At 60.0% G+C, this 21,600-nt stretch carries 24 protein-coding genes; 14 read left to right on the top strand and 10 right to left on the bottom strand.

What is annotated here, in order from left to right; translation table 11 throughout:
- The first annotated feature begins 13 nt into the window (after positions 1-13).
- Complete coding sequence (locus tag EOL86_04465) at positions 14-1,447, top strand: methyl-accepting chemotaxis protein (GenBank protein NCD24835.1); 1,434 nt, start codon at positions 14-16, stop codon at positions 1,445-1,447.
- 260 nt (positions 1,448-1,707) lie between these two features.
- Here the strand turns inward: EOL86_04465 and cydB are convergent, their stop codons facing one another.
- The 10 genes from cydB to EOL86_04415 all read right to left on the bottom strand — a co-directional run bounded on the left by cydB (position 1,708) and on the right by EOL86_04415 (position 10,059).
- The gene (cydB, locus tag EOL86_04460; GenBank protein ID NCD24834.1) at positions 1,708-2,733 is read right to left on the bottom strand and encodes a cytochrome d ubiquinol oxidase subunit II; all 1,026 of its coding nucleotides are present in this window, start codon (positions 2,731-2,733) and stop codon (positions 1,708-1,710) included.
- A 30-nt stretch (positions 2,734-2,763) separates the two neighbouring features.
- A complete protein-coding gene (locus EOL86_04455; protein NCD24833.1) occupies positions 2,764-4,071 on the bottom strand; it encodes a cytochrome ubiquinol oxidase subunit I in 1,308 nt (435 codons plus the stop codon).
- Between the two features lie 12 nt (positions 4,072-4,083).
- Positions 4,084-4,794, bottom strand: a complete 711-nt coding sequence (locus EOL86_04450) for a HEAT repeat domain-containing protein (protein NCD24832.1) — start codon at positions 4,792-4,794, stop codon at positions 4,084-4,086.
- A 9-nt stretch (positions 4,795-4,803) separates the two neighbouring features.
- Positions 4,804-6,012 carry an FprA family A-type flavoprotein gene (locus EOL86_04445; GenBank protein NCD24831.1) on the bottom strand — a complete coding sequence of 403 codons (1,209 nt, stop codon included), beginning with the start codon at positions 6,010-6,012 and terminating at the stop codon, positions 4,804-4,806.
- Positions 6,013-6,103: 91 nt separating this feature from the next.
- Entirely contained in the window at positions 6,104-6,265 is a 162-nt protein-coding gene (locus EOL86_04440; GenBank protein ID NCD24830.1) for a rubredoxin, read from the bottom strand.
- Between the two features lie 20 nt (positions 6,266-6,285).
- Positions 6,286-6,666, bottom strand: coding sequence for a desulfoferrodoxin (locus EOL86_04435; GenBank protein ID NCD24829.1), 381 nt, complete (start codon positions 6,664-6,666; stop codon positions 6,286-6,288).
- A gap of 138 nt (positions 6,667-6,804) precedes the next feature.
- Complete coding sequence (locus tag EOL86_04430) at positions 6,805-7,218, bottom strand: transcriptional repressor (protein ID NCD24828.1); 414 nt, start codon at positions 7,216-7,218, stop codon at positions 6,805-6,807.
- 105 nt (positions 7,219-7,323) lie between these two features.
- Positions 7,324-8,328, bottom strand: a complete 1,005-nt coding sequence (locus EOL86_04425) for a glycosyltransferase family 9 protein (protein ID NCD24827.1) — start codon at positions 8,326-8,328, stop codon at positions 7,324-7,326.
- Positions 8,325-9,461: a glycosyltransferase family 1 protein gene (locus tag EOL86_04420; protein ID NCD24826.1), complete on the bottom strand. Its 1,137-nt coding sequence runs from the start codon at positions 9,459-9,461 to the stop codon at positions 8,325-8,327. The genes EOL86_04425 and EOL86_04420 overlap by 4 nt, the downstream gene beginning before the upstream one ends.
- The gene (locus EOL86_04415; GenBank protein NCD24825.1) at positions 9,445-10,059 is read right to left on the bottom strand and encodes an HAD family hydrolase; all 615 of its coding nucleotides are present in this window, start codon (positions 10,057-10,059) and stop codon (positions 9,445-9,447) included. Before EOL86_04415 ends, EOL86_04420 begins: the two co-directional genes overlap by 17 nt.
- Positions 10,060-10,264: 205 nt before the next feature.
- Between EOL86_04415 and EOL86_04410 the strand changes: the two genes are divergently transcribed.
- The 13 genes from EOL86_04410 to guaB all read left to right on the top strand — a co-directional run.
- Positions 10,265-10,708, top strand: coding sequence for a cytochrome c maturation protein CcmE (locus EOL86_04410; GenBank protein ID NCD24824.1), 444 nt, complete (start codon positions 10,265-10,267; stop codon positions 10,706-10,708).
- Between the two features lie 49 nt (positions 10,709-10,757).
- A complete protein-coding gene (locus EOL86_04405) occupies positions 10,758-12,641 on the top strand; it encodes a heme lyase CcmF/NrfE family subunit (protein ID NCD24823.1) in 1,884 nt (627 codons plus the stop codon).
- A complete protein-coding gene (locus EOL86_04400) occupies positions 12,638-13,294 on the top strand; it encodes an ABC transporter ATP-binding protein (GenBank protein ID NCD24822.1) in 657 nt (218 codons plus the stop codon). The genes EOL86_04405 and EOL86_04400 overlap by 4 nt, the downstream gene beginning before the upstream one ends.
- Positions 13,291-13,974, top strand: coding sequence for a heme ABC transporter permease CcmB (locus EOL86_04395; GenBank protein ID NCD24821.1), 684 nt, complete (start codon positions 13,291-13,293; stop codon positions 13,972-13,974). Before EOL86_04400 ends, EOL86_04395 begins: the two co-directional genes overlap by 4 nt.
- Before the next feature lie 4 nt (positions 13,975-13,978).
- Entirely contained in the window at positions 13,979-14,671 is a 693-nt protein-coding gene (locus EOL86_04390) for a cytochrome C biogenesis protein CcmC (GenBank protein ID NCD24820.1), read from the top strand.
- 14 nt (positions 14,672-14,685) lie between these two features.
- Positions 14,686-14,817 (top strand): CcmD family protein, encoded by a 132-nt coding sequence (locus tag EOL86_04385; GenBank protein NCD24819.1) that lies wholly within the window; start codon positions 14,686-14,688, stop codon positions 14,815-14,817.
- Positions 14,804-15,382 (top strand): tetratricopeptide repeat protein, encoded by a 579-nt coding sequence (locus EOL86_04380; protein ID NCD24818.1) that lies wholly within the window; start codon positions 14,804-14,806, stop codon positions 15,380-15,382. Before EOL86_04385 ends, EOL86_04380 begins: the two co-directional genes overlap by 14 nt.
- Positions 15,383-15,510: 128 nt before the next feature.
- On the top strand, positions 15,511-16,623 hold the full coding sequence (locus tag EOL86_04375) for a branched-chain amino acid ABC transporter substrate-binding protein (protein NCD24817.1): 1,113 nt from the start codon (positions 15,511-15,513) through the stop codon (positions 16,621-16,623).
- A gap of 112 nt (positions 16,624-16,735) precedes the next feature.
- A complete protein-coding gene (locus EOL86_04370) occupies positions 16,736-17,644 on the top strand; it encodes a branched-chain amino acid ABC transporter permease LivH (protein NCD24816.1) in 909 nt (302 codons plus the stop codon).
- 32 nt (positions 17,645-17,676) lie between these two features.
- On the top strand, positions 17,677-18,897 hold the full coding sequence (gene livM, locus EOL86_04365; protein ID NCD24815.1) for a high-affinity branched-chain amino acid ABC transporter permease LivM: 1,221 nt from the start codon (positions 17,677-17,679) through the stop codon (positions 18,895-18,897).
- On the top strand, positions 18,897-19,685 hold the full coding sequence (locus tag EOL86_04360) for an ABC transporter ATP-binding protein (GenBank protein ID NCD24814.1): 789 nt from the start codon (positions 18,897-18,899) through the stop codon (positions 19,683-19,685). The genes livM and EOL86_04360 overlap by 1 nt, the downstream gene beginning before the upstream one ends.
- On the top strand, positions 19,678-20,382 hold the full coding sequence (locus EOL86_04355) for an ABC transporter ATP-binding protein (protein ID NCD24813.1): 705 nt from the start codon (positions 19,678-19,680) through the stop codon (positions 20,380-20,382). The genes EOL86_04360 and EOL86_04355 overlap by 8 nt, the downstream gene beginning before the upstream one ends.
- 54 nt (positions 20,383-20,436) lie before the next feature.
- Positions 20,437-21,600: IMP dehydrogenase (gene guaB / locus EOL86_04350; protein NCD24812.1), on the top strand; the 1,164-nt coding region annotated here is incomplete at its 3' end.

The raw sequence follows: 21,600 nt of genomic DNA, 5'->3' as shown, positions 1-21,600 counted from the left end.
TCTTGATGCGACGATGCTCAGCGAAATCACGGACAGTATCAAATACGGCCAAAAGGGCTATTCCTACGTCATCGACACCAAGGGTGTGCTTATTGCTCACGGCAACAGACAGTTTGTTCTGGATCAGAAAAATTTTTTTGAAGAGGGTAAGACCAATTCCGAGTACGCCCGTCTTTCAGCCATGTTTGGTCGCATGATCAGTGGTGAGTCCGGATTCGACCAGTATCCGTTCATGGGCATGGATCGTTTCTTTGGATTTGCCCCGATTGAAGGTACGGGCTGGTCCATTGCCGTGGGCGCAATGCAGGATGACGTGCTGGCCGCCATTTATCAGATGCGCTGGATGATTGCCCTGGCCTCCCTCGTTTTTTTTGCCATCGGTATTGTCATTGCCCTGATCATCAGCCGCATGGTTCTGCTTCCGGTCAAGAACTGTGTCGATTTGTTGAAGGACATTTCCGAGGGCGAGGGCGACCTGACCAAACGTCTGCCGGTGGCAACCAAGGACGAAATCGGAATGCTGGCGCAGTACTTCAACACCTTTGTCGATAAACTGCAGCGCATCATCGCCGAAATAAGCACCAATGCCCAGACAGTGGCCTCTGCTGCTACCGAACTTTCGGCCGTGAGCAGTCAAACCAGCGAAAATGTGAAATCTCTGTCGTCCAGAACCTCCACCGTGGCCACTGCGGCCGAAGAAATGAGCGCCAATATTGCCTCGGTGGCTGCCGGCATGGAGGAAACCACATCCAATCTGTCTTCGGTAGCAGCAGCCACCGAAGAAATGACGTCAACCATTGGCGAGATCGCGGGCAACACCGAACGAGCCCGTGGCACCACCGACAGTGCGGCACACGACGTGGAAAATTTTGCCGGGGTTTTGCGTAGCCTAGGTAATGCGGCCCAGGAGATTGGGAAAGTCACGGAAACCATCTCCGCCATTTCATCGCAGACCAACCTTCTGGCTCTGAACGCCACGATCGAAGCGGCCAGGGCTGGTGACGCGGGTCGTGGCTTCGCCGTGGTTGCCAACGAGATCAAGGAATTGGCCCAGAAGACGGCCGAAGCCACCAGCGACATCCGGGAACGTATTGGTGGCATCCAGACAGCCACGGGCAGTGCGGTGAACGATATTGGCAGCATTGTGCAGGTCATCAGCGATGTGAACGCTATCGTGACCACCATCGCCGCCGCCATTGAGGAACAGTCGGCCGTGACCCGCGAGGTGTCCGAGAACATTTCGCATGCCACGAGCGATGTCCAGGACGCCAACAGGCGATCGTCGGAAATGTCGACGGTCTCCCGAGATATCACCAAGGACATCTCCTCCATCGACACTATTTCCGGGGACATTCGTTCTGGCGGGGAGCAGGTCCAGGTTAGTGCAGTGGAGCTTTCCAAGCTCGCTGAACAGCTTAAGGGGTTGGTGGGACAGTTCAGGGTTTAAACCATTCGGACCAGATGCCCGTTTCTATCAATCAATGCGCGGCGTCACCATCTGAGATGGAGACGCCGTGCGCCGTTTTGGGGGGCTGACTGAGTCCAAGACGGCCAGAATTATAAAATATTAAGTGTGTTGGGTCGAAAGAAGGCAAGAGCAGTTGGTTGCTGCGGGAAACCGTCTTTGTGTGAAGGTTGTATGCTGGACTGGGAAAAATCGGGGCGGCCACCCGCCCCGGCGTTAGTTTTCGATGCGCGGGAGCGCCGTTAATACGCCCCGTCCTTGGTCAATTCCGCGTCCGTGATCTTGTGACTGAAGGTTCGGTACAGCCAGAACTGGTAGGCCGCGACAATGGGGACGAAGATCAGGGCCACGGCGAGCATGATTTTGAGCGTCAGCGGGCTGGAGGCGCCGTTGGTGATGGTGATGGAATTGGCCGGGTCGATGCTCGACGGCAATAGAGCCGGGTACAGTCCGACCACGCCGAAAATGGCCAGCCCAGCGATGAGCACGGCCGACAGGCCCCAGGCGAACCACCAGTCTTCCCGACCGATTTGTTGGCGCAGCAGCAGGAGCGCCAGTACTGGTACGACGAGGAGAACCAGCATCAGCGGGTTGGCCAGATAATTTGTCAGCAGATTGGTGAAGATGGCCGTCATGACCACGAAGAGACCGATGGCCGCCGTCAGCACGGGCCAGAGGCGGCGGGCCAGGATGGCGGCGCGCCGCTGCAGGTCCCCGTCGGTTTTGGTCGTCAGCCACAGGGCGCCGTGCATGACAAAAAGCAACACAAACAGCACGCCTCCGGCCAGACCATAGGGATTGAGCAGGGTGAATAGATTGCCCTGGAAGACGCCCTTTTCGTCCAGGGGCAGGCCCATGAAGATGTTGGCGAAGGCCACGCCCAGAAGCAGGGCCGGCAGGAAGCTGCCGATGGTCGCTCCCCAGTCCCAGACTTTGCGCCAGGCCGCGCTGTCGACCTGATGTCTGAACTCCAGGGACACGCCCCGGATGATCAGGGCGAAGAGCAGCAGCATGAGCGGCGTGTAGAGGCCGCTGAACATGACCGCATAGGCCTTGGGGAAGGCCGCGAAGGTCACGCCGCCGGCGGTGATCAGCCACACCTCGTTGCCGTCCCAGAACGGTCCCATGGCATTGAGCATGACGCGGCGGTCGCGGTCGGTCTTGCCGAGGACCGGGAGCAGGCTGCCCACGCCCAGATCATAGCCGTCCAGAACGAAATAGACGGCCCAGAGTATTCCCCAGAGTAGGAACCAGATGGTTTCGAGCATGTATGAATCCTCCTTGACTGTCCGAACGGGTTAGACTTGAGCCGGGCCTTTTTTGGCGAATTTGAAGAGCAGGAAGATATCCACCGCGCCAAGCAGGGCGTAAAGCAGGGTCAGGGCCACCAGCGAGAAGGCCACCTGGGATGTGACAATGGGCGAGACCGCGTCGGCCGTTTTCATCATGCCGTACACGATCCAGGGCTGGCGGCCGACTTCGGCCACGACCCATCCGGCCTCGATGGCCAGATAGGGCAGGGGAATGGCGAAGAGCATGGCCTTGAGCAGCCTGGGCGTTTCTGTCAGCTTGTTGCGCTTCAGGAAGGCCCAGATGCACAGGATGGGCATCAAGGTGCCGATGCCGACCATGGCCCGGAAAGACAGGAAGGTCAGCAGCACGGGGGGCCGCTCGTCCTTGGGCCATTCCTTGAGACCCTTGATGGGGGCGGAGAAGGAATTGTGGGCCAGGAAGGACAGGGCGCCGGGGATGCCGAAGAGTTCGATGGCGTTTTTTTCGTTTTCTTCATCCGGCAGCGCGAGCAGGTACATGGGCGCGCCATCTTCGTGGGTTTCCCACAAGGCTTCCATGGCCGCGAGCTTGGCCGGTTGGATTTGCGTCACGGCCTGGGCGTGGTGATGCCCCTGGACCGCCACGGCCACGGAGAAGATCAGGGCGAAAACCATGCCGAGCTTGAACGAGTGGGTGAAGAAGTCGATCTGATTTTTCTTGAGCAGATGATAGCTGGACACGCCCATGAGGAAGAAGCCGGCCAGGGCGAAGGCGCCGCTCAGGGTATGGAAATACTGTTCCCAGGCAAAGCTGTTGCCGATCACGGCGAGAAAGCTGTCCAGCTCGGCCCGGCCGTTGCGGATCACGTAGCCCACGGGATTCTGCATGAAGGCGTTGGCGATCAGAATCCACAGGGCCGAGACATTGGAGGCGATGGCCACCAGCCAGATGCAGGCCGCGTGCATTTTGGGCGAGAGCTTGTCCCAGCCGAAAATCCACGCGCCCAGAAAGGTTGATTCCAGGAAAAAGGCCACCGTGGCCTCGATGGCCAGCAGCGAGCCAAAGATGTCGCCGACGTATTCGGAGTAGCGGGACCAGTTGGTGCCGAATTGGAATTCCAGCGTGATACCGGTGACCACGCCGAGCACGAAGTTGATGACAAAAAGTTTGCCCCAGAATTTGGTCATGCGTTTGTACATTTCATCGCCGGTGCGTACATACTTGGTCTCCATGATGGCGACCAGAATGGACAGCCCCAATGTCAGGGGCACGAAGATGAAATGAAACATGGTCGCCATGGCAAACTGGAGCCTGGATAACATGAGCACATCCATAGAAAATCTCCTTTAGTCGTTTGCGGGCCGGGCGCCCGTGATCCGGGTCATGGCCTCCCTGGCCAGAGTCGCGGGAGTGGTTTGCCACAGATGGCGATCCTGGTACAATTCCATGGGGGTGTGGTCATCGGTCATGGCCTTGATGCCGGGCAGGGCCGAGGTCAGGCCCAGATGACCGCAGGCCCAGGCGGCCAGGCCGCGAATGGGCGCGTCACAATCCGTTAGGGCGCGGAGGAGATCCGCCTCGGCCTTGATGGCCAGATCCGGCCGGACCTGGGCCATGCGGCCCACACCCCAGATAGCGCCACGTCGCAGGGGCGCGTGTTCCAGGTAACAGTCCGGGCGGCAGTGGTCTTCATGGATGTAGGCCAGCACGTGGTTGTGATATTCGGACGCCAGGAGAGGGCTCTGGCAAACGATTTCGGCCATGGCCTCGGGCGCGCCCCAGCCGATGCCGCCGGATTCGTCGTTGAGGCTCCAGATGAATCGGCGCATGACGATCCGGGCCTTTTCCGGCGTGGCCTTGGCCATGCCGGCCAGCACCAGCCCAAAGGCAGTGATGGCATGCCAGCGAATGGCCGGGGACGAGGCGCACAGGGCGGAAAAGAGCGGCCCGATGACACTTTGGGCGGGCAAGGCCAGGATGGTGTCCAATCCGGACTCCCAGTCTTCGCCGCCCAAAATGTCGAGCACGCGGCGTTTGGTTTCTCTGCCGGTGGGCATGCGGCGCTCCTAGGCTCCCGCTTCCACTTTGGCCACGATGGCCCTGCCGACTTGGCGTCCCAATTCCTTGCACTCGGCCAGTTTGGCATGGTCGGGCACGTTTTTGGCCTTGGCGCCGGGTTCGATGACATCCACCTTGGCCGACTTGAGCCAGTCCGCGATGACGTTCACGCATTCGCCGCTCCAGCCATAGGAGCCAAACGCCGCGCCGATGCGCCCTTCGGGACGCAGACCCTTCATGTAGGTCAAAAAGTCGGCCATCAGCGGCAGAATGCCGTTGTTGTGGGTCGGCGAGCCGCAGAGAATGCCCGTGGCGTCGGCCAGTTCGGCCATGACGTCGCTGTGGTGGTACTGCTTGAGATGCATGAGCTTGACGGACACGCCTTCCTCCATGAGTCCCTCGGCGATGGCCTTGGCCATTTTTTCCGTGGAATGCCACATGGTTTCATAGGCGATGACTGCTTTTTTATGCGGCTTTTGCAGTGCATATTCGCGGTAGGTGTCCAGAATGAGCTGGACATGCTTGCGCCAGATGATGCCGTGATCCGGGGCGATCATGTCGATTTCAAGGCCCATCTTCGCGACCTGGTCGAGCACGGCCAGAACCCGCGAGGAGTAGGGCAGGATGATGTTGTGGTAGTAGTGGGATGTGGCGGCCATGAGCATGGACAGATCCACTTCGTCGTCGAAGCGTTCGCTGGAGGCGATGTTCTGGCCGAAACCGTCGTTGGAGATCAGCAGTTTTGCTTCGGGAAGGTAGGAGAACATGGAGTCCGGCCAGTGCAGCATGCGGGTTTCGATGAACTGCACGGTGTGCTTGCCCAGGCTGATGGAATCCCCGGTCTGGACCGGATGGTAGGGCCAGTCCGGCTGATGGAAGTGGTCGAGCAGCATGCGGTGCCCCATTTTGGAGCAGATGAGTTTTTCCGGCCGGATTTTGTCCATCAAAAAGGGCAAGGCGCCGGAATGGTCGGGCTCGACGTGGTTGCAGACGATGTAGTCGATTTTTTCCAGGGGCACGATGGGCCGGATCTGGTGGTAGAGGTCCATCTGGAACTTGGCCGGAACGGAGTCGAACAGGGTGATCTTGTCGTCGACGACCAGGTAGGCGTTGTAGGTGGTGCCTTGGGAGGCCTGGGAGTATCCGTGGAAATCGTGGAGGTTCCAATCCACGATTCCAACCCAATAAATTCCTTTTTTGATTTCGGTTGCGGACATTGCGCTTTCCTTACGGGATACGGCCACGCGCGTGGCCGGAGGATGAAGAAAGGCTCCGCCCGGGTTCATCCCGAGCGGAGCCCTGGAGGGGTTAGCTTTCCTTGGTGAAATCGTCCTTGCCGGCACCGCACACGGGGCAGGTCCAGTCATCGGGAATATCTTCGAATTTGGTGCCGGGCGCGATGCCGCTGTCCGGGTCGCCAACTGCCGGGTCATACACATAGCCGCAAAGAGTGCAGACGTATTTATCCATTGAAGTTCTCCTTGTGTTGGTTAGTTTTCGGCCTTCCAGTGGCCATGCAGGTTACAGTATTCACGCGCCGTGACCTTTTCGGCCTGGATGCAGAACTCGGCCTCGGGGGCCTGGCCGGGTTTGAGATCCTGACGGTAGACCTTGCCATCGGCGATGAGTTCGATCCATTCAATATAGTGGTTATCGAGCATGGGATGGGCCACTTCGCCCACGATGACCTTGTAGCCGTTGGCGGTTTTCTGGATGACCGGGATGTGCTTTTCACGCGCCGCGTCCACGGTTCCTTCGACCATGAGCTTCATGTCCTCGCCGCAGCACACCAGTGTGCCTTTGCCGCCGTGCATGACTTCGACAATATTTCCACACAGTTCGCATTTGTAAACTTCCAGTGGTGTAGCCATTTCTTCTCCTTTGTAGCGATTAGAGGAATTACCAAACGGGATTACCAGAAAAGAACGAGCTGATCCAGTTTTTTGACCGGATGACACTTTGGCTCGGTCACGCCAAGGGCATGTACCGGGCCGGGAGCGAAACGGGTGTCATTGTGTAATATGTTGTTTTTTTTGGCACTCAGGACAAATACCGCTGAACTCAAGGGTGTGTCCGGTGACCTGGAAATCTGTTTTGAGTCCGAATTCAATGCCGCTGGTGTCCGGCGCGTCGAAGATGTCCCCGATTGTGCCGCAAATTTCGCAGCGGATGTGATGGTGCGGGCGGATATCGCCGTCAAACCGCTTTTGTCCCGCCGCGTTTTCCAACTTGCGGATCAGGCCCAGGGCGCTGAGCACCTCGAGGTTGCGGTAGACGGTTCCGAGGCTGATGCGCGGCAAGCGTTTGCGGACCAGCCCATAGATTTCATCCGCCGTGGGATGACTGGTCACCGCGCGCAGTTCTTCCAGGATGATCTTCCGCTGGTTGGTCAGGCGCATGTCTTTTCCCAGGAATTCCTTCATGACAAAATACCTTGGTCAAATTTTGATAATCGTTACTATTAAATAAACCATATTTTCGTCAAGGGGAAGTTGTCCGGCACGAGGCTGTCCATGGGCCGCTGGTGCTCAATCCTCTCTTGGCAGGGATCGAAGCAGATCGCGGATCAATTCCGCCGAGATGCCGCGCATGCAGGCGTTGTTCCGGGTGCAGGTATTTTGCCCATGCAGGGAGCAGGGTGCGTCCGGGCAGGGGCTTTGGTGGACGATGTCATGGGGCCCCGAAGGATAAAAGCCCCATTCGCGGGTGGTGGGACCAAAGAGGGCGATGCAGGGGGTGCCCACGGCCGTGGCCAGGTGCATGGGCCCGGAATCGCCGCTGATCAGGCATTGGCTGGCGGCCAGGACGGCTGCTGTTTGGCGCAGGTCCGTGGCATTGGTCAGATCGAAGGGTTGGTCTGGGTAAAGCGGCGTCATGGCTTGCCCCACGACAACGACATCGTGGCCGCTGGCGCGCAGGTCGTCAATCAGTGCCCTCCAGATTGTCGCGGCCGGGGACTTGGCTGGATGCGTGGCAAAGGGGTGGATGGCGATGGGCCGGCGCAGATTTCGTTCGGCTAGGATTGTCGCGCCCTGGGTCAGTTCGTTGGTGTCCAAAAAAATAACCGGCCGGACCTGGGCCGCCTCCGGCGCGGTGGCGTCCAGAGCCAGGCTGTAGCGCTGGGGAACATTGAGGGCGCGCAGACGGCGGGCGAAAAACGGCTGCCGGGTGGCCAGGAACAGGCGGCGCGTCAGGCCCATCTTGGCATAGGCATGGGTTGGCCCTTTCCAGAGCTGGCGGAGCGCGACCGTGCGCAGGTTTCCGTGAAGATCGATCAGGGGCATGTGGGCATGGCGCGCGGCCAGGTCGCGGCACAGACGCAGCCAGGGCAGCGGGCGCAAATCGGGCGTGTCCACGGGGATGATGGCGCGCACGGCCGGATGCCCGGCAAAGATCGGGGCCAGGGCCTTGCGGGTCAGGACGTGAAAACGCAGATCACGGACGCGGCGCCAGTGTTCGAGCACTCCGGTGGCCAGGATGGCGTCGCCAAGGGCGCTCAGGCGCACGACCAGGCACTCGGTGGCGGTGATCATGGAAGCCGTCCGGGGCAAAGTTCGGTGTAAATGCGCATGAGTTGCTCCGAGGTGCGCGTAAGGTGGAAACGCGCCGCGTGAAGCGTTCCCCGGTTGATCATGGCCGCGCGCAGCTCGGTATCGTGCACCGCCCGGCGCATGGCCTCGGCCAGTTCCGGAGCATCCGTGGGGGTGGTGTACAGGGCTGCGTCGCCACCAGCCTCGGCGAAGCAGGAGCCAGTGGAGGTGATGACCGGAACCCGGCTGAAGAGCGCCTCCAGGATGGGGATGCCAAATCCTTCCCCGTGGGATGGGTACACAAAGGCCGTGGCCGCCTGATACAGGGCTGGCAAATCCTGGGCCGGAACATGCCCCAGGAAACGAACCATCCGCTCGAGTCCCGCGGCCTTGGCCTGGGCGCGGAGACGGTTTTCCTCGGGACCGGTGCCGATCAGGGCCAGGGGCAAGCGGTCGGCCGGGGGCAGGATGGCCACGGCTTCGAGCAGGGTCTGGACACCCTTGCGCGGGATGAGCGAGCCGACAAACAACATATAGGCGCCGGGCAGGCCATACGCCGATTGGACACGTTTTTTTTCATCGTCGTCAAGGAGGGTGTAAAAGCTGGGATCACAGCTTTGATACGCCACGCGGATGCGTTCCGGCGCGATACCGAATGCGTCCGCCACGTCCTTGGCCGTTTTGTGGCTGATGGCCACCACCATGTCGGCCCGGCGACAGCTGGCGCCGTATTTGAGGGCGTAGATGCGCCGGTCCGCCCAGGGGTAGAGATGGGGGTGGGTCAGAAAAAGCAGGTCGTGCATGGTGACCACGGTTCGTGTCCGGGGACTGAACGGGGTCAGGGGCAATTCGTGGGACAGACCGTGGTAGATGTCCAGGTTGTCCTTCCGGGCCGCGCGCGGGATGCCCAGGGAGCGCCACGGAGACGGGAAAAAACGGCCCAGGGGGCATGCTTCCTGCACGACCATGGATGGATGCCTGGCCGATGTGCCAAATCGTGCACCAATGGTTGGTGTGTAGAGCAGGTAGCGGTGCTCAGGAAAGGTGGCGACCAACCCGCCAATGGTGTTCCGGGCGTAATTGCCCAGACCCGTGGCGTTGTGGAAGAAGCGCTTGGCGTCAAATCCGATGTGCATGCGCGCTGTCCTTTTTTTGCACAAGCCAATCGAGGTATTCGGTCAGGGTGCGGGCACAAAGGTGGGGTCGGTTGGGACCCGCCGGACAGGCCGCGACGTCTTGGACCGGGGCGGGCAGACCCAGTTTCTCGGCCTCCTGGATGCCATGGCCGGTCAGGACGAGAACGGTTTGGGCGCAGCCCACGGCCAGGCCAAAGGCAATGTCCGCCATTTTGTCGCCCACCATGGCCGTGTGTTTGGGATTCAGGTCGTGGCGGGCGGCGAGCTGGTCCCACAGGCCCGTGCGCGGCTTGCGGCAGGGACAATTGGCCTCGGGCGCGTGTGGGCAAAAGACCGTGTCGACGAGGCTGGCCCCGTCCAGGGCGAGAAGTTCATCCACCCGTTCGCGCACGGAGTGATATTCGGCCAGGGTCAGCAGGCCACGGCCAATGCCGCTTTGGTTGCTGATCACGAAAAAACGCACGCCTTGGTCCGTCAAGCGGCGCATGGCCTGGGCCACGCCTGGGATCAAGGCCACTTCGGCCGGGTCACGCGGGTAGTGTCGCTCCTCGATCAGGGTTCCGTCACGGTCCAGGAGTATGGTGTCGATGCCTGTCATGGGTGTTGTCCTTCCAAAAAGATGGGTTTTTTTGATCGGGAAGCGGGGTTAGGTCAAGGCGTGACTCGGGCCGGCCGAGCCTTGTCACGAAAAAGTTGACGAAACCGATCAGGTTGTGGATACGCCGCGAGCGGGCGCGCGCGGCGTCGTGACAGGACCCGCCGGTCCATGCTAGGGACCGGCCGACAGTCAAACCGGAGATTGCATGAGTACTACCACGAATCAAAAATGGGTCTATCTTGTGGCCGTCCTCCTGGTCGGGGCCGGGATCGGCTATCTGGTCTTCAGCGGTCTTTCCCAGAATTCCGTGTATTTTCTCAATGTGTCCGAAGCGCTGGCCATGCCCGCCGAGGAGCTGTCCCAGGCCCGGCTGTTTGGCTCGGTGTCCGCCGACAATGTCGTTCTTGATCCCACGGGCCGAGGGGTGTCCTTCACGGCCCTGGACAAGGACAACCCCGCCCAGGCCATCCGCGTCCACTATCATGGCGCGGTCCCGGACACGTTCAAGCCAGGGGTGGAGGTTATTCTGGAAGGAGCATTCAATGCCCAGACCCGCGAGTTCGAGGCGGCCACGCTTTTAACCAAATGCCCGTCCAAGTACGAGAAAAACGAGAAGGGCCAGATGCGTCCTCCTGGATACGAGAGCTAGGCCCTGTTTCGTTTCTATTGACTTCCACACGTAAGGATACCCACATTTCATGCACGCCATCAGTTTCACCGCATTGCTGCTCAGCATGTTGGCCGCGGTGGGCTTGACCGCCCTTGCCGGCGCGAAGGCCCTCAAGGAAGATTTCGGGACCGTTGCCCTGCTCGAAAAAGGGCAGATGGCCCTGACCGCGGTGGTCGCGATCGTGTCCCTGGTCCTGCTGCAGGCCCTGGCCGTACGCGATTTTTCCTTTGCCTATGTCCGGGATTACACGGACACCTTCCTGCCCTTGTTTTACGCCGTGACCGCCTTCTGGGCGGGGCAGAACGGCTCGTTTTTGTTTTGGTATCTCTGCATCGCCGTCATGGGGTGGTGCATGATTTTCACGCCCGGCTATTCCCGCCTGGACGGGCGGACCAAGGTCTATTTCTGGCTTTTTTATTACTTGGTGGAAATTTTCTTTTTGTTCGCCCTGACCGGACCGAGCAACCCGTTTCTGCGCCTGGATCCCGTCCCCGCCGAGGGGCACGGCCTGAATCCCCTGCTCCAGAATCCGGGCATGATTTTTCATCCGCCGCTTCTGTTCATGGGATATGCCGCGTATACCATTCCCTGCTGTCTGGCCTTGGCCTCGCGGTTGTCCGGAGACGGCAAGGATTGGCTCGATTTATCGCGCAACTGGAATATCGTGGCCTGGACCACCCTGACCGCCGGCATCATCCTGGGCGCGTGGTGGTCGTACATGGAGCTTGGCTGGGGTGGGTACTGGGCCTGGGACCCGGTGGAAAACGCCTCGCTCATTCCCTGGCTGGCCGGCACGGCCTACATGCACACGGCCATTGTCGGCCGCACCCGCAAAACCCTGCTGCGCACCAATGTCTTCATGGCCGCCCTGACCCTGCTCTTGTGTTTTTACGCCACCTTCGTCGTTCGCAGCGGCCTGATCGATTCCTTGCACGCCTTTGGCGGCAGCCGCATGGGAATCCCGCTCTTGGTGTTCATGATCGCCGGCCTCGGACTGACCCTGTACGTGTGTCTGGTCTCCCGGCGAGACGATACATCCCATGTCGATGACTTCATGAGCCGTCCCGGCATGCTTTTTCTGGGCGCCTGGTTGCTTCTGTGTCTGGCCGGAATCGTCTTTTTGGGCGTGAACTGGCCGGTTTTGAGCGCCCTGTGGAGCGAGAACCCGGTGGGTCTCGACGCGGGTTTCTACAACCGGGTCTGTCTGCCCTTGTTCGCCTTTCTGGCGTTGGTCATGGCTTTGTGCCCGTGGTTTGCCCAGAAGCGGGGGATCGGGGACAAGGTCGGTCTGGGCGCGGCCATCGTGGCCGGTCTGGTCGCGGCCGGGGCGTTTTTCGCGCTGGGGTATACCCAGCCCGTGGCCCTGCTGGCCGGCGCCGCGGGGGTGATGATCATCGTGTCCATCTCCTTTATGTTCGCGCGCAACAAGGCCGTGCGGTCCTTTCTTCCATCCTGGGGCGCCTATGGCGTGCACCTGGGCGTGGCCTTGATGGTCATTGGCGTGGCTTTTTCCGGCCCGTATAAAATCGAGGAAGAGGCCATGCTGACCAAGGGGCAGAGCATGACCGTGGGCGCTTACGAGGTCGCGTACCAAGGACTGCGCCATGACCACGACAATCCGGCCATGGATATGCACGAGGCCCAACTGGTCGTGACCCGGGATGGCCGCGAGGTGGGCGTGCTGACTCCGCAAAAGCGCCTCTATCGCAACTTCGAGCAGAGTTTTGCCGAGGTTTCGGTCATTCCATCCCTGGGCGAGGAAATCTATGCGACCCTGCTCGCCTTCAACGAGGAGGAGGCCGTCAGTCTCAAGGTCAGCGTCAACCCCCTGGTGAACTGGATTTGGATTGGCGGCACCCTGGCATGTCTGGTTGCCTTTGCCTGCTGGAGACGGATCGAGCGTCGGGGATGAGCGCGCGAAGTCTGCTGCGCCTGCGGGGGGTGAGTCATTTTTATGGGTCGCGTCTGATTTTTAAAGGCGTGTCCTGCGATCTGGATTCCGGTCGCGTCCTGCTCGTGGCCGGTCCCAATGGCGCCGGCAAATCGACCCTGCTCAAGATCATGGCCGGCCTGACCGCCCCCCGGTCGGGCCTGGTCGAACGGTTCGTGCCAGCCACGGGGATGGCGTTCATGGGCCACCAGACCTTTGTCTATCCCTCCCTGACCGCCCTGGCCAATCTGGAATTCTGGAACAAACTGCACGGACGCGGCCTGGACGACGCGGCCCTGTTGGCCCTGCTGGAACGGGTGGGCCTCAAGGCCTTTGCCCTGGAAAACGCGGGAACCTTTTCGCGTGGCATGGCGCAGCGCCTGTCCCTGGCCCGGGTACTGTTGGTGGAGCCGGATTTGTTGTTTCTCGATGAGCCCGCCACGGGATTGGACACGGCCTCCCAGGCCCTCCTGCATCGGGAGCTGGCCTCGGCTCGGGAACGCGGGGCCGGGGTTGTCTGGATTTCCCACGATCTGGAACGCGACACGGGCCGCGCCGATTTGGTTTTGCATCTGTGTGGTCGGGAGATGCGCTACTGCGGTCCGGCCGTGGAATTTTCGATGGAGGGCGCATGATCGGGCCCGCGTTGACCATCGTGGCCAAGGATTTGCGCCTGGCCTGCGGCAACGGCCAGGGGCCGGTTCAGGCCGTGCTCTTGGGCCTGCTGCTGGTTTTTATCTTCAGCCTGTCGGCCGCCCCCGGAGAGCGCTTCGCGGTCCAACAGGCCATGGCCATTTTTTGGCTGTGTAGTTCGTTTAGCGTGGTTTTGATTTTTTCCCTGCTTTTTCGTTTCGAGGAAGAAAACGACACGGCCACGGCCCTGCTGCTGGCGCCCTTGCCGGTGCAGAGTTTGTGGCTTGGCAAGACCCTGGCCGGACTGGTCTTGCTCGCGGCCTGCCAGATTTTCTTTTTTCCGGCGGCCGTGGTTTTCCTGGGCGTGGACCTGCGCGGCGACGCCGGCCTCGTGGCCCTCATGCTGCTGGGCGTGGACGCGGGGCTGTGCGTTCTGGGCGGGCTTATCGGCGCCATGGGCCATGGCCAGGGGACCCGGGACGCGCTTTTGACCATCATTGTTTTTCCCTTGCAGATCCCGCTTCTGCTCGGCGGCATCCGGATCGGAACCGGGTTGCTTTCGGGCGCGGCCGTGAGCGGTGCAAGCGGCGTGGCTGATTGGTTCGGCTTGGTTTTCGCCTTTGACGCGGTTTTCGCGGGCGCGGCCCTTTTTCTTTTTCCCCATGTCTTTCGTGGAGAATAGATCCATGTTTCGGATTCATTGCAAGCTGTTGACGATGTTGGCCGTGACGGCCGCGATCCTCATGGCCGCCGGACAGTACGCCATTTGGGTGTACGCGCCGGAAGAGGCGACCATGGGGCTGATACAGAAGGTTTTCTATTTCCATCTTCCCTTGGCGTGGTGGGCTTTTGCCGCTTTTTTGGGCGTGTGCGTGGCCAGCATCATGGTTCTGCTGACCAAACGCGACGTCTGGGATGTCTGGGCCGGGGTCTTGGCCGAGATCGGCGTTCTTTTTTGCACCCTGGCCCTGATCACGGGCTCCATCTGGGGCCGGGCGGCCTGGAATGCTTGGTGGACCTGGGACCCACGCCTGTCCACGACGCTGGTCATGTGGTTTGTCTACTGCGGGTATCTGGTGTTGCGGGCCGGTGGCGTCGGCGGCGGACAGGCGGTGCGGGTTCGGGCCGTGCTGGGCATTGTCGCCTTTTTGGACGTGCCGCTGGTTTTTGTGTCGGCCCGGTTGTGGCGGTCCATCCATCCGGCCGTGTTCGCGTCCAAGGGGGGCGGGCTCGAGCCGGAAATGTGGACCACGGTTTGGATCAATATCTTGGCCTGGGGGATTCTTGGCGCGGTCTTGGTCCTGGCCCGGTTCCAGACCGAGGCCCTGCGGCGGAGGATCGACGCCGTTCTGGCCAGAATTCAGGAAAACATCGCCTAAGCACGGAGCGTCTTGTGAATTATCTGCTGATCGCCAACGTCTGTATCTGGATTGGAGTGGGGGGCTACGTGTTGCTGCTGGCCCGTCAACATCGTGTACTGGAGCGCCGGGTGCGCCAATTGGAGATTCTTGATGGAGAACGGTAATTTTCCGAGCACGGCCCGGAAACGGGTGATCATGTTCCTGCTTGGTTGCTTGGCGGTGGTCGTGTTCGCCACCGTGGTGTACAGAGTCGAGCATCCATCCATCGTCCAGCACGAGGAGCGCCGGGAGATGCCCGGTGGGGGCATGGGGAACATGGATGGAATGGCCAATATCTCGGTCATGATGAAGCGTCTGCAGGATCGTCCCGAGGACGTGGACGCCATGCGCTCCCTGGGCATGGCCTTCATGGAGATGGAGGCCTGGGACAAGGCCGTTTCTTTTTGGGACATGATCTTGAACAAGACGCCAGACGATGTCATGGCCTTGAATCAGAAGGGCATTTGTTTGTTCGAGGTCAAGCGGTTCGCCGAGGCCGCCGACCAGTTCGAGCGCATGCTCGCCATCGAGCCGGCCAATTATCATGCCCATTTCAATTTGGGCATTCTATACAAGCATTACCTGGAGCAGCCGGACAAGGCCGCGGGCCATTTCCAGACCGTGATCGACGCCAAGCCCGAGGATCGGGAACTGGTCGAGAGCGCCCGACGCGAACTCGGTGGAAAGTGAGGCCAGCCGTGCATATTTGACACCGGAGGGGAGCAGGTGATACACGCCCTCGATTCGTTTCCGCGCACGCAAGGGTGTGATGTCCGACCCTTGGTAGATACTCGTAACTTGAACCTGTGGAGGATCCGATGAAACGTTTTTCTGGTCTTGTGATCGCGGCGTGTCTGTCCCTGTTGACCAGTCCGGCCTTTGGAGCCGACACCATCAAGATCGGCGTGGCCGGAGCCCATACCGGTGACCTGGCTTCCTATGGCCTGCCCACGGTCAACGCGGCCAAGCTCGTCGCCAAGGACGTCAACGCCAAGGGCGGCATCGACGGCAAGCAGATCGAGCTCTTGGTGCAGGACGAGGAGTGCAAGCCGGAAAAGGCCACCAATGCCGCCACCAAGGTTGTTTCCGATGGCGCGGTCGTGGTCCTGGGACATATTTGCTCCGGCGCCACCAAGGCGGCCTTGCCCATTTACACCGAAGCCAAGATCGTGACCATGTCACCGTCCGCCACCAACCCGGAATTGACCCAGAGTGGCCAGTACCCGACCTTTTTCCGCACCATCGCCTCCGACGACGCCCAGGCCAAGCTGGGTGTTGATTTTGCCATCTCCAAGCTGGGCGCCAAGAAGATCGCCGTGCTGCACGACAAGGGTGATTACGGCAAGGGCTATGCGGAATTCGCGCAGAAGTTCATCAAGGACGGCGGCAAGGCCGAAATCGTTCTGTTCGAGGGCGTGACCCCTGGTGCTGTCGACTATTCCTCCGTGGTCCAGAAGATCCGCAGAGCCGAGGCTGATGTGGTTCTGTTTGGTGGCTATCACCCCGAGGCCTCCAAAATCGTGGCGCAGCTGAAAAAGAAAAAAGTGGATGTGAAGTTCATCTCCGATGACGGCGTCAAGGATGACACCTTTATCAAGGTCGCTGGCGCCGAGGCCGAGGGCGTGTACGCCTCCGGTCCCCAGGACGTATCCGGTCTGGAAATGAACAAGGCCGCGCGTGCCGCGCATGTCGCGGAATTTGGCGCCGAGCCCGGGGCGTTTTTCGATAATGCCTACGCCGCCATGCAGGCCCTGGTGAATGCCATCGACAAGGCCGATTCCACGGATTCCGAGAAGATCATGGCCGCCCTGCGGTCGGAAAAAGTCGACACCTCGGTGGGCACCATCAAGTTCGACGCTCGTGGCGATGCCGAGGGCGTGGGCTTCTCCATGTACCAGGTCCAGGGTGGCAAGTACGTGGAATTGAAGTGAAGGTGCGGTGATTCAAGTAATCTGATCAAGGGACAGGCCAAGCCTGTCCCTTGATGTTTTCAATGCATCCGCTTTCAAAGGCGGATGCCGCGTCCCGAGCGGGAAGGGAAATATGGACTGGCAGTACTTTTTGGAACTTTTCTTGGGGGGCCTGACCCGAGGCAGTATCTACGCTCTGATCGCCATCGGCTATACCATGGTTTATGGCATCATCGAGCTGATCAACTTCGCCCATGGCGAGGTATACATGCTTGGGGCCTTCACCGGCCTGATCGTGGCCAGCGCTCTGGGTTTCATGGGATTTCCGGCCCCGGCGATCCTGGTCATCGCGGCCGTGGTGGCCATTATTTATTGCGCCGGGTACGGTTTCACCATGGAAAAGATCGCCTACAAGCCCTTGCGCGGTGCCGGACGTCTGTCGCCGCTCATTTCGGCCATCGGCATGTCGCTCTTTTTGCAGAACTATATCATTTTGGCCCAGACCTCGGACTTTTTGCCTTTCCCCAGTTTGATCCCGGAATTTGCCTTTCTTGAGCCCATTTCCCATGTGTTCGCCTCGTCCGACTTTGTCATTGTCGCGACCAGCGCCGTGTTCATGGCCGCTTTGACCGTGTTCATCAAATACACCAAGATGGGCAAGGCCATGCGGGCCACGGCCCAGAACCGGAAAATGGCCATGCTCCTGGGCGTCGACGCCGACAGGATCATTTCCGTGACCTTTATCCTGGGATCGTCCCTGGCCGCGCTGGGTGGCGTGCTCATTGCCTCCCATGTCGGCATGGTCAACTTCGCCATCGGCTTTCTGGCAGGTATCAAGGCGTTCACCGCTGCGGTCTTGGGGGGCATCGGGTCCATTCCCGGAGCGATGCTTGGAGGCCTGTTTCTGGGCTTGTCCGAGAGCTTTGCCACCGGTTATATTTCCAGTGATTACGAGGATGTCTTCGCGTTCACGTTGCTGGTGGTCTTTTTGATTTTTCGCCCCTCGGGTATCATGGGCAAGGCCAAGATCGAGAAGGTCTAGGTTTTTCGCAACCTGCGTATCGGGATACAGCAATGCACGAGCTCAAAAAATCGATTTTGGTCAGCATCTGGTTCATGTTTCTGACCTTTCCGATCATGGTCATTCGCGTCAACACCATCGAGAACACCATTGACTGGCGTTGGGAGAATCTGGCCCTGATCGGCATTGGCAGTTTTGTTTTGTCCTATATCTGGCGTTGGGCACTGCGCCGCAAGGAGACCGGGGGCGGTCCGACCGCCGAGACGGGCAAGACCAGTCTGTTGACCAGGGTGCGCGAGAATCGGGGCGCGAGCCAGGCCTTGCAGGGCGTGGCCCTGGCCTTGTTTTTGGTTATTCCCTGGCTGGTGACCACCTACCAGACCAACATCCTCATTTCCTTTCTTCTTTATGTCATTTTGGGGTTGGGTCTGAACATCATCGTCGGCGTGGCCGGACTGCTTTTTCTTGGTCACGCCGCGTTTTACGCCATTGGGGCGTACTGTTACGCCCTGCTCAATCAGTACTTTGGGCTTGGATTTTGGGTGGCCCTGCCCATCGGCGGTTTGGTCGCGGCCTTGGCCGGCGTGGCCCTGGCCTTTCCCGTGCTGCGTCTGCGGGGGGATTATCTGGCCATCGTCACCCTGGGCTTTGGCGAGATTGTCCGTTTGTTGCTCGAAAATTGGAGTTCCATCACCGGCGGTCCCTCCGGGGTGTCGAACATCGCCCGGCCGGATCTTTTCAACATGGAACTGACCGTGGCCGGAGCCAACATCTATATCTATTACATCGTGCTGGCCATGGCCGCGATTACCGTGGTCGCCGTGTCCCGCCTCAAGGATTCCCGGATCGGTCGCGCGTTGCAGGCCCTGCGCGAGGACGAGATCGCCTGTGAGGCCATGGGCATCGACCGGGTGGGGGTCAAGGTCATGGCTTTCGGCTTGGGCACGGCCTGGGCCGGTTTCGCGGGCGTTATTTTCGCGGCCAAGACGACCTTCATCAATCCGGCCAGTTTTACTTTTTTTGAATCCGCCATCATTTTATCCATCGTGGTTTTGGGCGGCATGGGTTCCAATCTGGGCGTCATTCTGGGTTCGGCCTTCTTGGTGCTATTGCCGGAGTATCTGCGTGCCTTTTCCGAATACCGCATGATCATGTTCTCCGTGGCCATGGTCCTGATGATGGTCTTTCGTCCCGAGGGCTTGATTCCGGCCCAGGGCCGGAAATACGAGATCGACGACCCCGACCTGTCTGCAACTTCCGGAGGAAAGGCTTGATGCACGCGGTACTCGATGTCACGTCCGTGTCCATGAATTTTGGCGGCCTGCGCGCCTTGAACGACGTGGACCTCCGCGTCGCCACGGGAGAAATCGTGGCCTTGATCGGTCCCAACGGCGCGGGCAAGACCACGTTTTTTAACTGCATCACCAGTATTTACACCCCGACCGAGGGGGAGGTTTGGTTCACGGCCAAGGGTGGGCAACGGACCAAGGTCAACGGCATGAAGCCCAACCTGGTCACGGCCCTGGGCATGGCCAGGACGTTTCAGAACATCCGTCTTTTCAGGAATATGAGCGTCCTTGAAAACGTCATGATCGCTCGGCATTGTCGGACCAGGGCGGGCATTTTGGGCGCGGTGCTGCGGCCGGCATCGGTTCGGCGGGAAGAAAAGGAAATCGTGGACCGCGCCTACGAACTTCTCAAATACATCGGCCTTAACAAGGCGTACAACGAGCTGGCCTGCAATCTGCCCTATGGCGACCAACGTCGTCTGGAAATCGCGCGCGCCCTGGCCACGGAGCCGTCGCTCCTGCTGTTGGACGAACCGGCCGCGGGCATGAATCCCCAGGAAACCGAGTCTCTCAAACATCTGGTGCTCAAGATCCGGGATGAGATGGACATGGCCATTTTGCTTATCGAGCATGACATGAGCATGGTCATGAGCCTGTCCGAGCGCATTTACGTCATGGAATACGGATGCCTCATCGCCAGCGGAACGCCGGCCCAGATCAGTAGCGACCCTCGGGTCATCAAGGCTTATCTTGGGGAGGAAGCCCATGCTTGAGCTGAAAAATGTCAGCACGTTCTACGGCAATATCCAGGCCCTGCACGAGATTTCCCTGGTTATCCGCCAGGGTGAGATCGTGACCTTGATTGGTGCCAACGGCGCGGGCAAGAGCACGACACTGATGTCCATCTGCGGCGGCGTGCCGCCCCGGAGCGGGGAAATCCTTTTCGAGGGGCAGCGCATCGACGCCATGAAAGCCGATCGCATCGTGCGCATGGGCATTTCCCAGGTTCCCGAGGGGCGGCTTATTTTCCCCGAGATGACGGTCATGGAGAATCTGGATCTGGGGGCGTTTTTGCGTAACGACAAGGACGGGATTTTAAAGGATCTGGACTATGTCTTCGAGCTTTTTCCCATCCTGGCCGAACGTCGCCGACAAATGGGCGGCACCCTCTCCGGCGGCGAGCAGCAGATGTTGGCGATTTCACGCGCCCTCATGGCTCGGCCGCGTCTGCTCTTGCTGGACGAGCCGTCCCTGGGGCTGGCGCCGATCATCATCGCCCAAATTTTCGACATTATCCGGAAAGTCAACGAGATGGGAACGACCGTGTTCTTGGTGGAGCAGAACGCCAACCAGGCCCTGAAAATCGCCCACCGGGCCTATGTCATGGAAAACGGTCGCATCACGTTGGAGGATTCGGCCCAGGCGCTGCTTTCCAACGAGGATGTCAAAAAGGCATACTTGGGGCTCTAGCTCCGGGTTTTGATGCAAACATTCAAGTCCTCCCACCGTGGAAGAGGTATGTATATGGATAAAATCCTTGGCAAGGCATTGACTTTCGATGATGTCCTGCTTGTTCCGGCCTACTCCGAGGTTTTGCCGGATCAGGTCGTGTTGAACACCCGGCTGACCCAGACCATTGAATTGAATATTCCGTTCATGAGCGCGGCCATGGACACGGTCACGGAATCGCGGATGGCCATTTCCCTGGCCCGGGCCGGAGGCATCGGTATCGTCCACAAGAACATGTCCATCGAGCAGCAGGCCCTGGAAGTGCTCAAGGTCAAGAAGTCCGAGTCGGGCATGATTGTCGATCCCATCACGGTGGGGCCGGACGACACCGTCGGCCATTGTCTGGAGCTCATGCGCGATTACCGCATTTCCGGATTGCCGGTAGTTCTCGGCGATCAGCTGATGGGCATCGTCACCAATCGTGACGTGCGTTTTGTCACGGAAATGAGCGTTCAGGTCCGCGAGGTCATGACCAGCAAAAATCTGGTCACCGTACCGGTCGGCATTTCCCTGGAGGATGCCAAGCGCCACTTGCACGAGAATCGTATCGAAAAACTCCTGGTCGTGGACGACGCCAACAAACTCAAGGGCTTGCTGACCATCAAGGACATCGACAAGGTTCGCAAGTATCCCAATGCCTGCAAGGACGACCTGGGTCGGCTGCGGGTCGGCGCGGCCGTTGGCGTGGGCAAGGGCCGCGCCGAGCGGTTGGAGGCCTTGGTCAGGGCTGGAGCGGATGTCATTGTCTTGGATTCGGCCCATGGACATTCCAAGAACATCCTCGACGCCGTGCGGGCGACCAAGAGTGAATGGCCCGACGTGCAGCTTATCGCTGGCAACGTGGCCACCTACGGGGGGGCCAAGGCGCTTATCGCGGCCGGAGCGGACGCGGTCAAGGTCGGCATCGGACCGGGTTCCATCTGCACCACCCGTATCGTGGCCGGCGTGGGCGTGCCGCAGGTCACGGCCATCATGGAATGCGTGCGTGCCTGCCGCGAGGCGGACCGCTGCTGCATCGCCGACGGAGGCATCAAGTTTTCCGGCGACGTGGTCAAGGCGCTGGTGGCCGGAGCCGACACGGTCATGATGGGTTCCATGTTCGCGGGCACCGAGGAAAGTCCGGGCGAGAAGATTTTGTACCAAGGACGAACCTACAAGATTTATCGCGGCATGGGCTCC

This window comes from Deltaproteobacteria bacterium (assembly GCA_009930495.1).
In the GTDB taxonomy this organism is placed as follows: domain Bacteria; phylum Desulfobacterota; class Desulfovibrionia; order Desulfovibrionales; family Desulfomicrobiaceae; genus Desulfomicrobium.
Note: the sequence above shows the minus strand (reverse complement) of the source record. Positions and strands in the feature narration are given on the sequence as shown.

Coding starts and splice junctions, on each gene's coding strand:
- EOL86_04465 (NCD24835.1), top strand. CDS start 14: ATGCTCAGCGAAATCACGGACAGTATCAAATACGGCCAAAAGGGCTAT.
- cydB (NCD24834.1), bottom strand. CDS start 2,733: ATGCTCGAAACCATCTGGTTCCTACTCTGGGGAATACTCTGGGCCGTC.
- EOL86_04455 (NCD24833.1), bottom strand. CDS start 4,071: ATGGATGTGCTCATGTTATCCAGGCTCCAGTTTGCCATGGCGACCATG.
- EOL86_04450 (NCD24832.1), bottom strand. CDS start 4,794: ATGCCCACCGGCAGAGAAACCAAACGCCGCGTGCTCGACATTTTGGGC.
- EOL86_04445 (NCD24831.1), bottom strand. CDS start 6,012: ATGTCCGCAACCGAAATCAAAAAAGGAATTTATTGGGTTGGAATCGTG.
- EOL86_04440 (NCD24830.1), bottom strand. CDS start 6,265: ATGGATAAATACGTCTGCACTCTTTGCGGCTATGTGTATGACCCGGCA.
- EOL86_04435 (NCD24829.1), bottom strand. CDS start 6,666: ATGGCTACACCACTGGAAGTTTACAAATGCGAACTGTGTGGAAATATT.
- EOL86_04430 (NCD24828.1), bottom strand. CDS start 7,218: ATGAAGGAATTCCTGGGAAAAGACATGCGCCTGACCAACCAGCGGAAG.
- EOL86_04425 (NCD24827.1), bottom strand. CDS start 8,328: ATGATCACCGCCACCGAGTGCCTGGTCGTGCGCCTGAGCGCCCTTGGC.
- EOL86_04420 (NCD24826.1), bottom strand. CDS start 9,461: ATGCACATCGGATTTGACGCCAAGCGCTTCTTCCACAACGCCACGGGT.
- EOL86_04415 (NCD24825.1), bottom strand. CDS start 10,059: ATGACAGGCATCGACACCATACTCCTGGACCGTGACGGAACCCTGATC.
- EOL86_04410 (NCD24824.1), top strand. CDS start 10,265: ATGAGTACTACCACGAATCAAAAATGGGTCTATCTTGTGGCCGTCCTC.
- EOL86_04405 (NCD24823.1), top strand. CDS start 10,758: ATGCACGCCATCAGTTTCACCGCATTGCTGCTCAGCATGTTGGCCGCG.
- EOL86_04400 (NCD24822.1), top strand. CDS start 12,638: ATGAGCGCGCGAAGTCTGCTGCGCCTGCGGGGGGTGAGTCATTTTTAT.
- EOL86_04395 (NCD24821.1), top strand. CDS start 13,291: ATGATCGGGCCCGCGTTGACCATCGTGGCCAAGGATTTGCGCCTGGCC.
- EOL86_04390 (NCD24820.1), top strand. CDS start 13,979: ATGTTTCGGATTCATTGCAAGCTGTTGACGATGTTGGCCGTGACGGCC.
- EOL86_04380 (NCD24818.1), top strand. CDS start 14,804: ATGGAGAACGGTAATTTTCCGAGCACGGCCCGGAAACGGGTGATCATG.
- EOL86_04375 (NCD24817.1), top strand. CDS start 15,511: ATGAAACGTTTTTCTGGTCTTGTGATCGCGGCGTGTCTGTCCCTGTTG.
- EOL86_04370 (NCD24816.1), top strand. CDS start 16,736: ATGGACTGGCAGTACTTTTTGGAACTTTTCTTGGGGGGCCTGACCCGA.
- livM (NCD24815.1), top strand. CDS start 17,677: ATGCACGAGCTCAAAAAATCGATTTTGGTCAGCATCTGGTTCATGTTT.
- EOL86_04360 (NCD24814.1), top strand. CDS start 18,897: ATGCACGCGGTACTCGATGTCACGTCCGTGTCCATGAATTTTGGCGGC.
- EOL86_04355 (NCD24813.1), top strand. CDS start 19,678: ATGCTTGAGCTGAAAAATGTCAGCACGTTCTACGGCAATATCCAGGCC.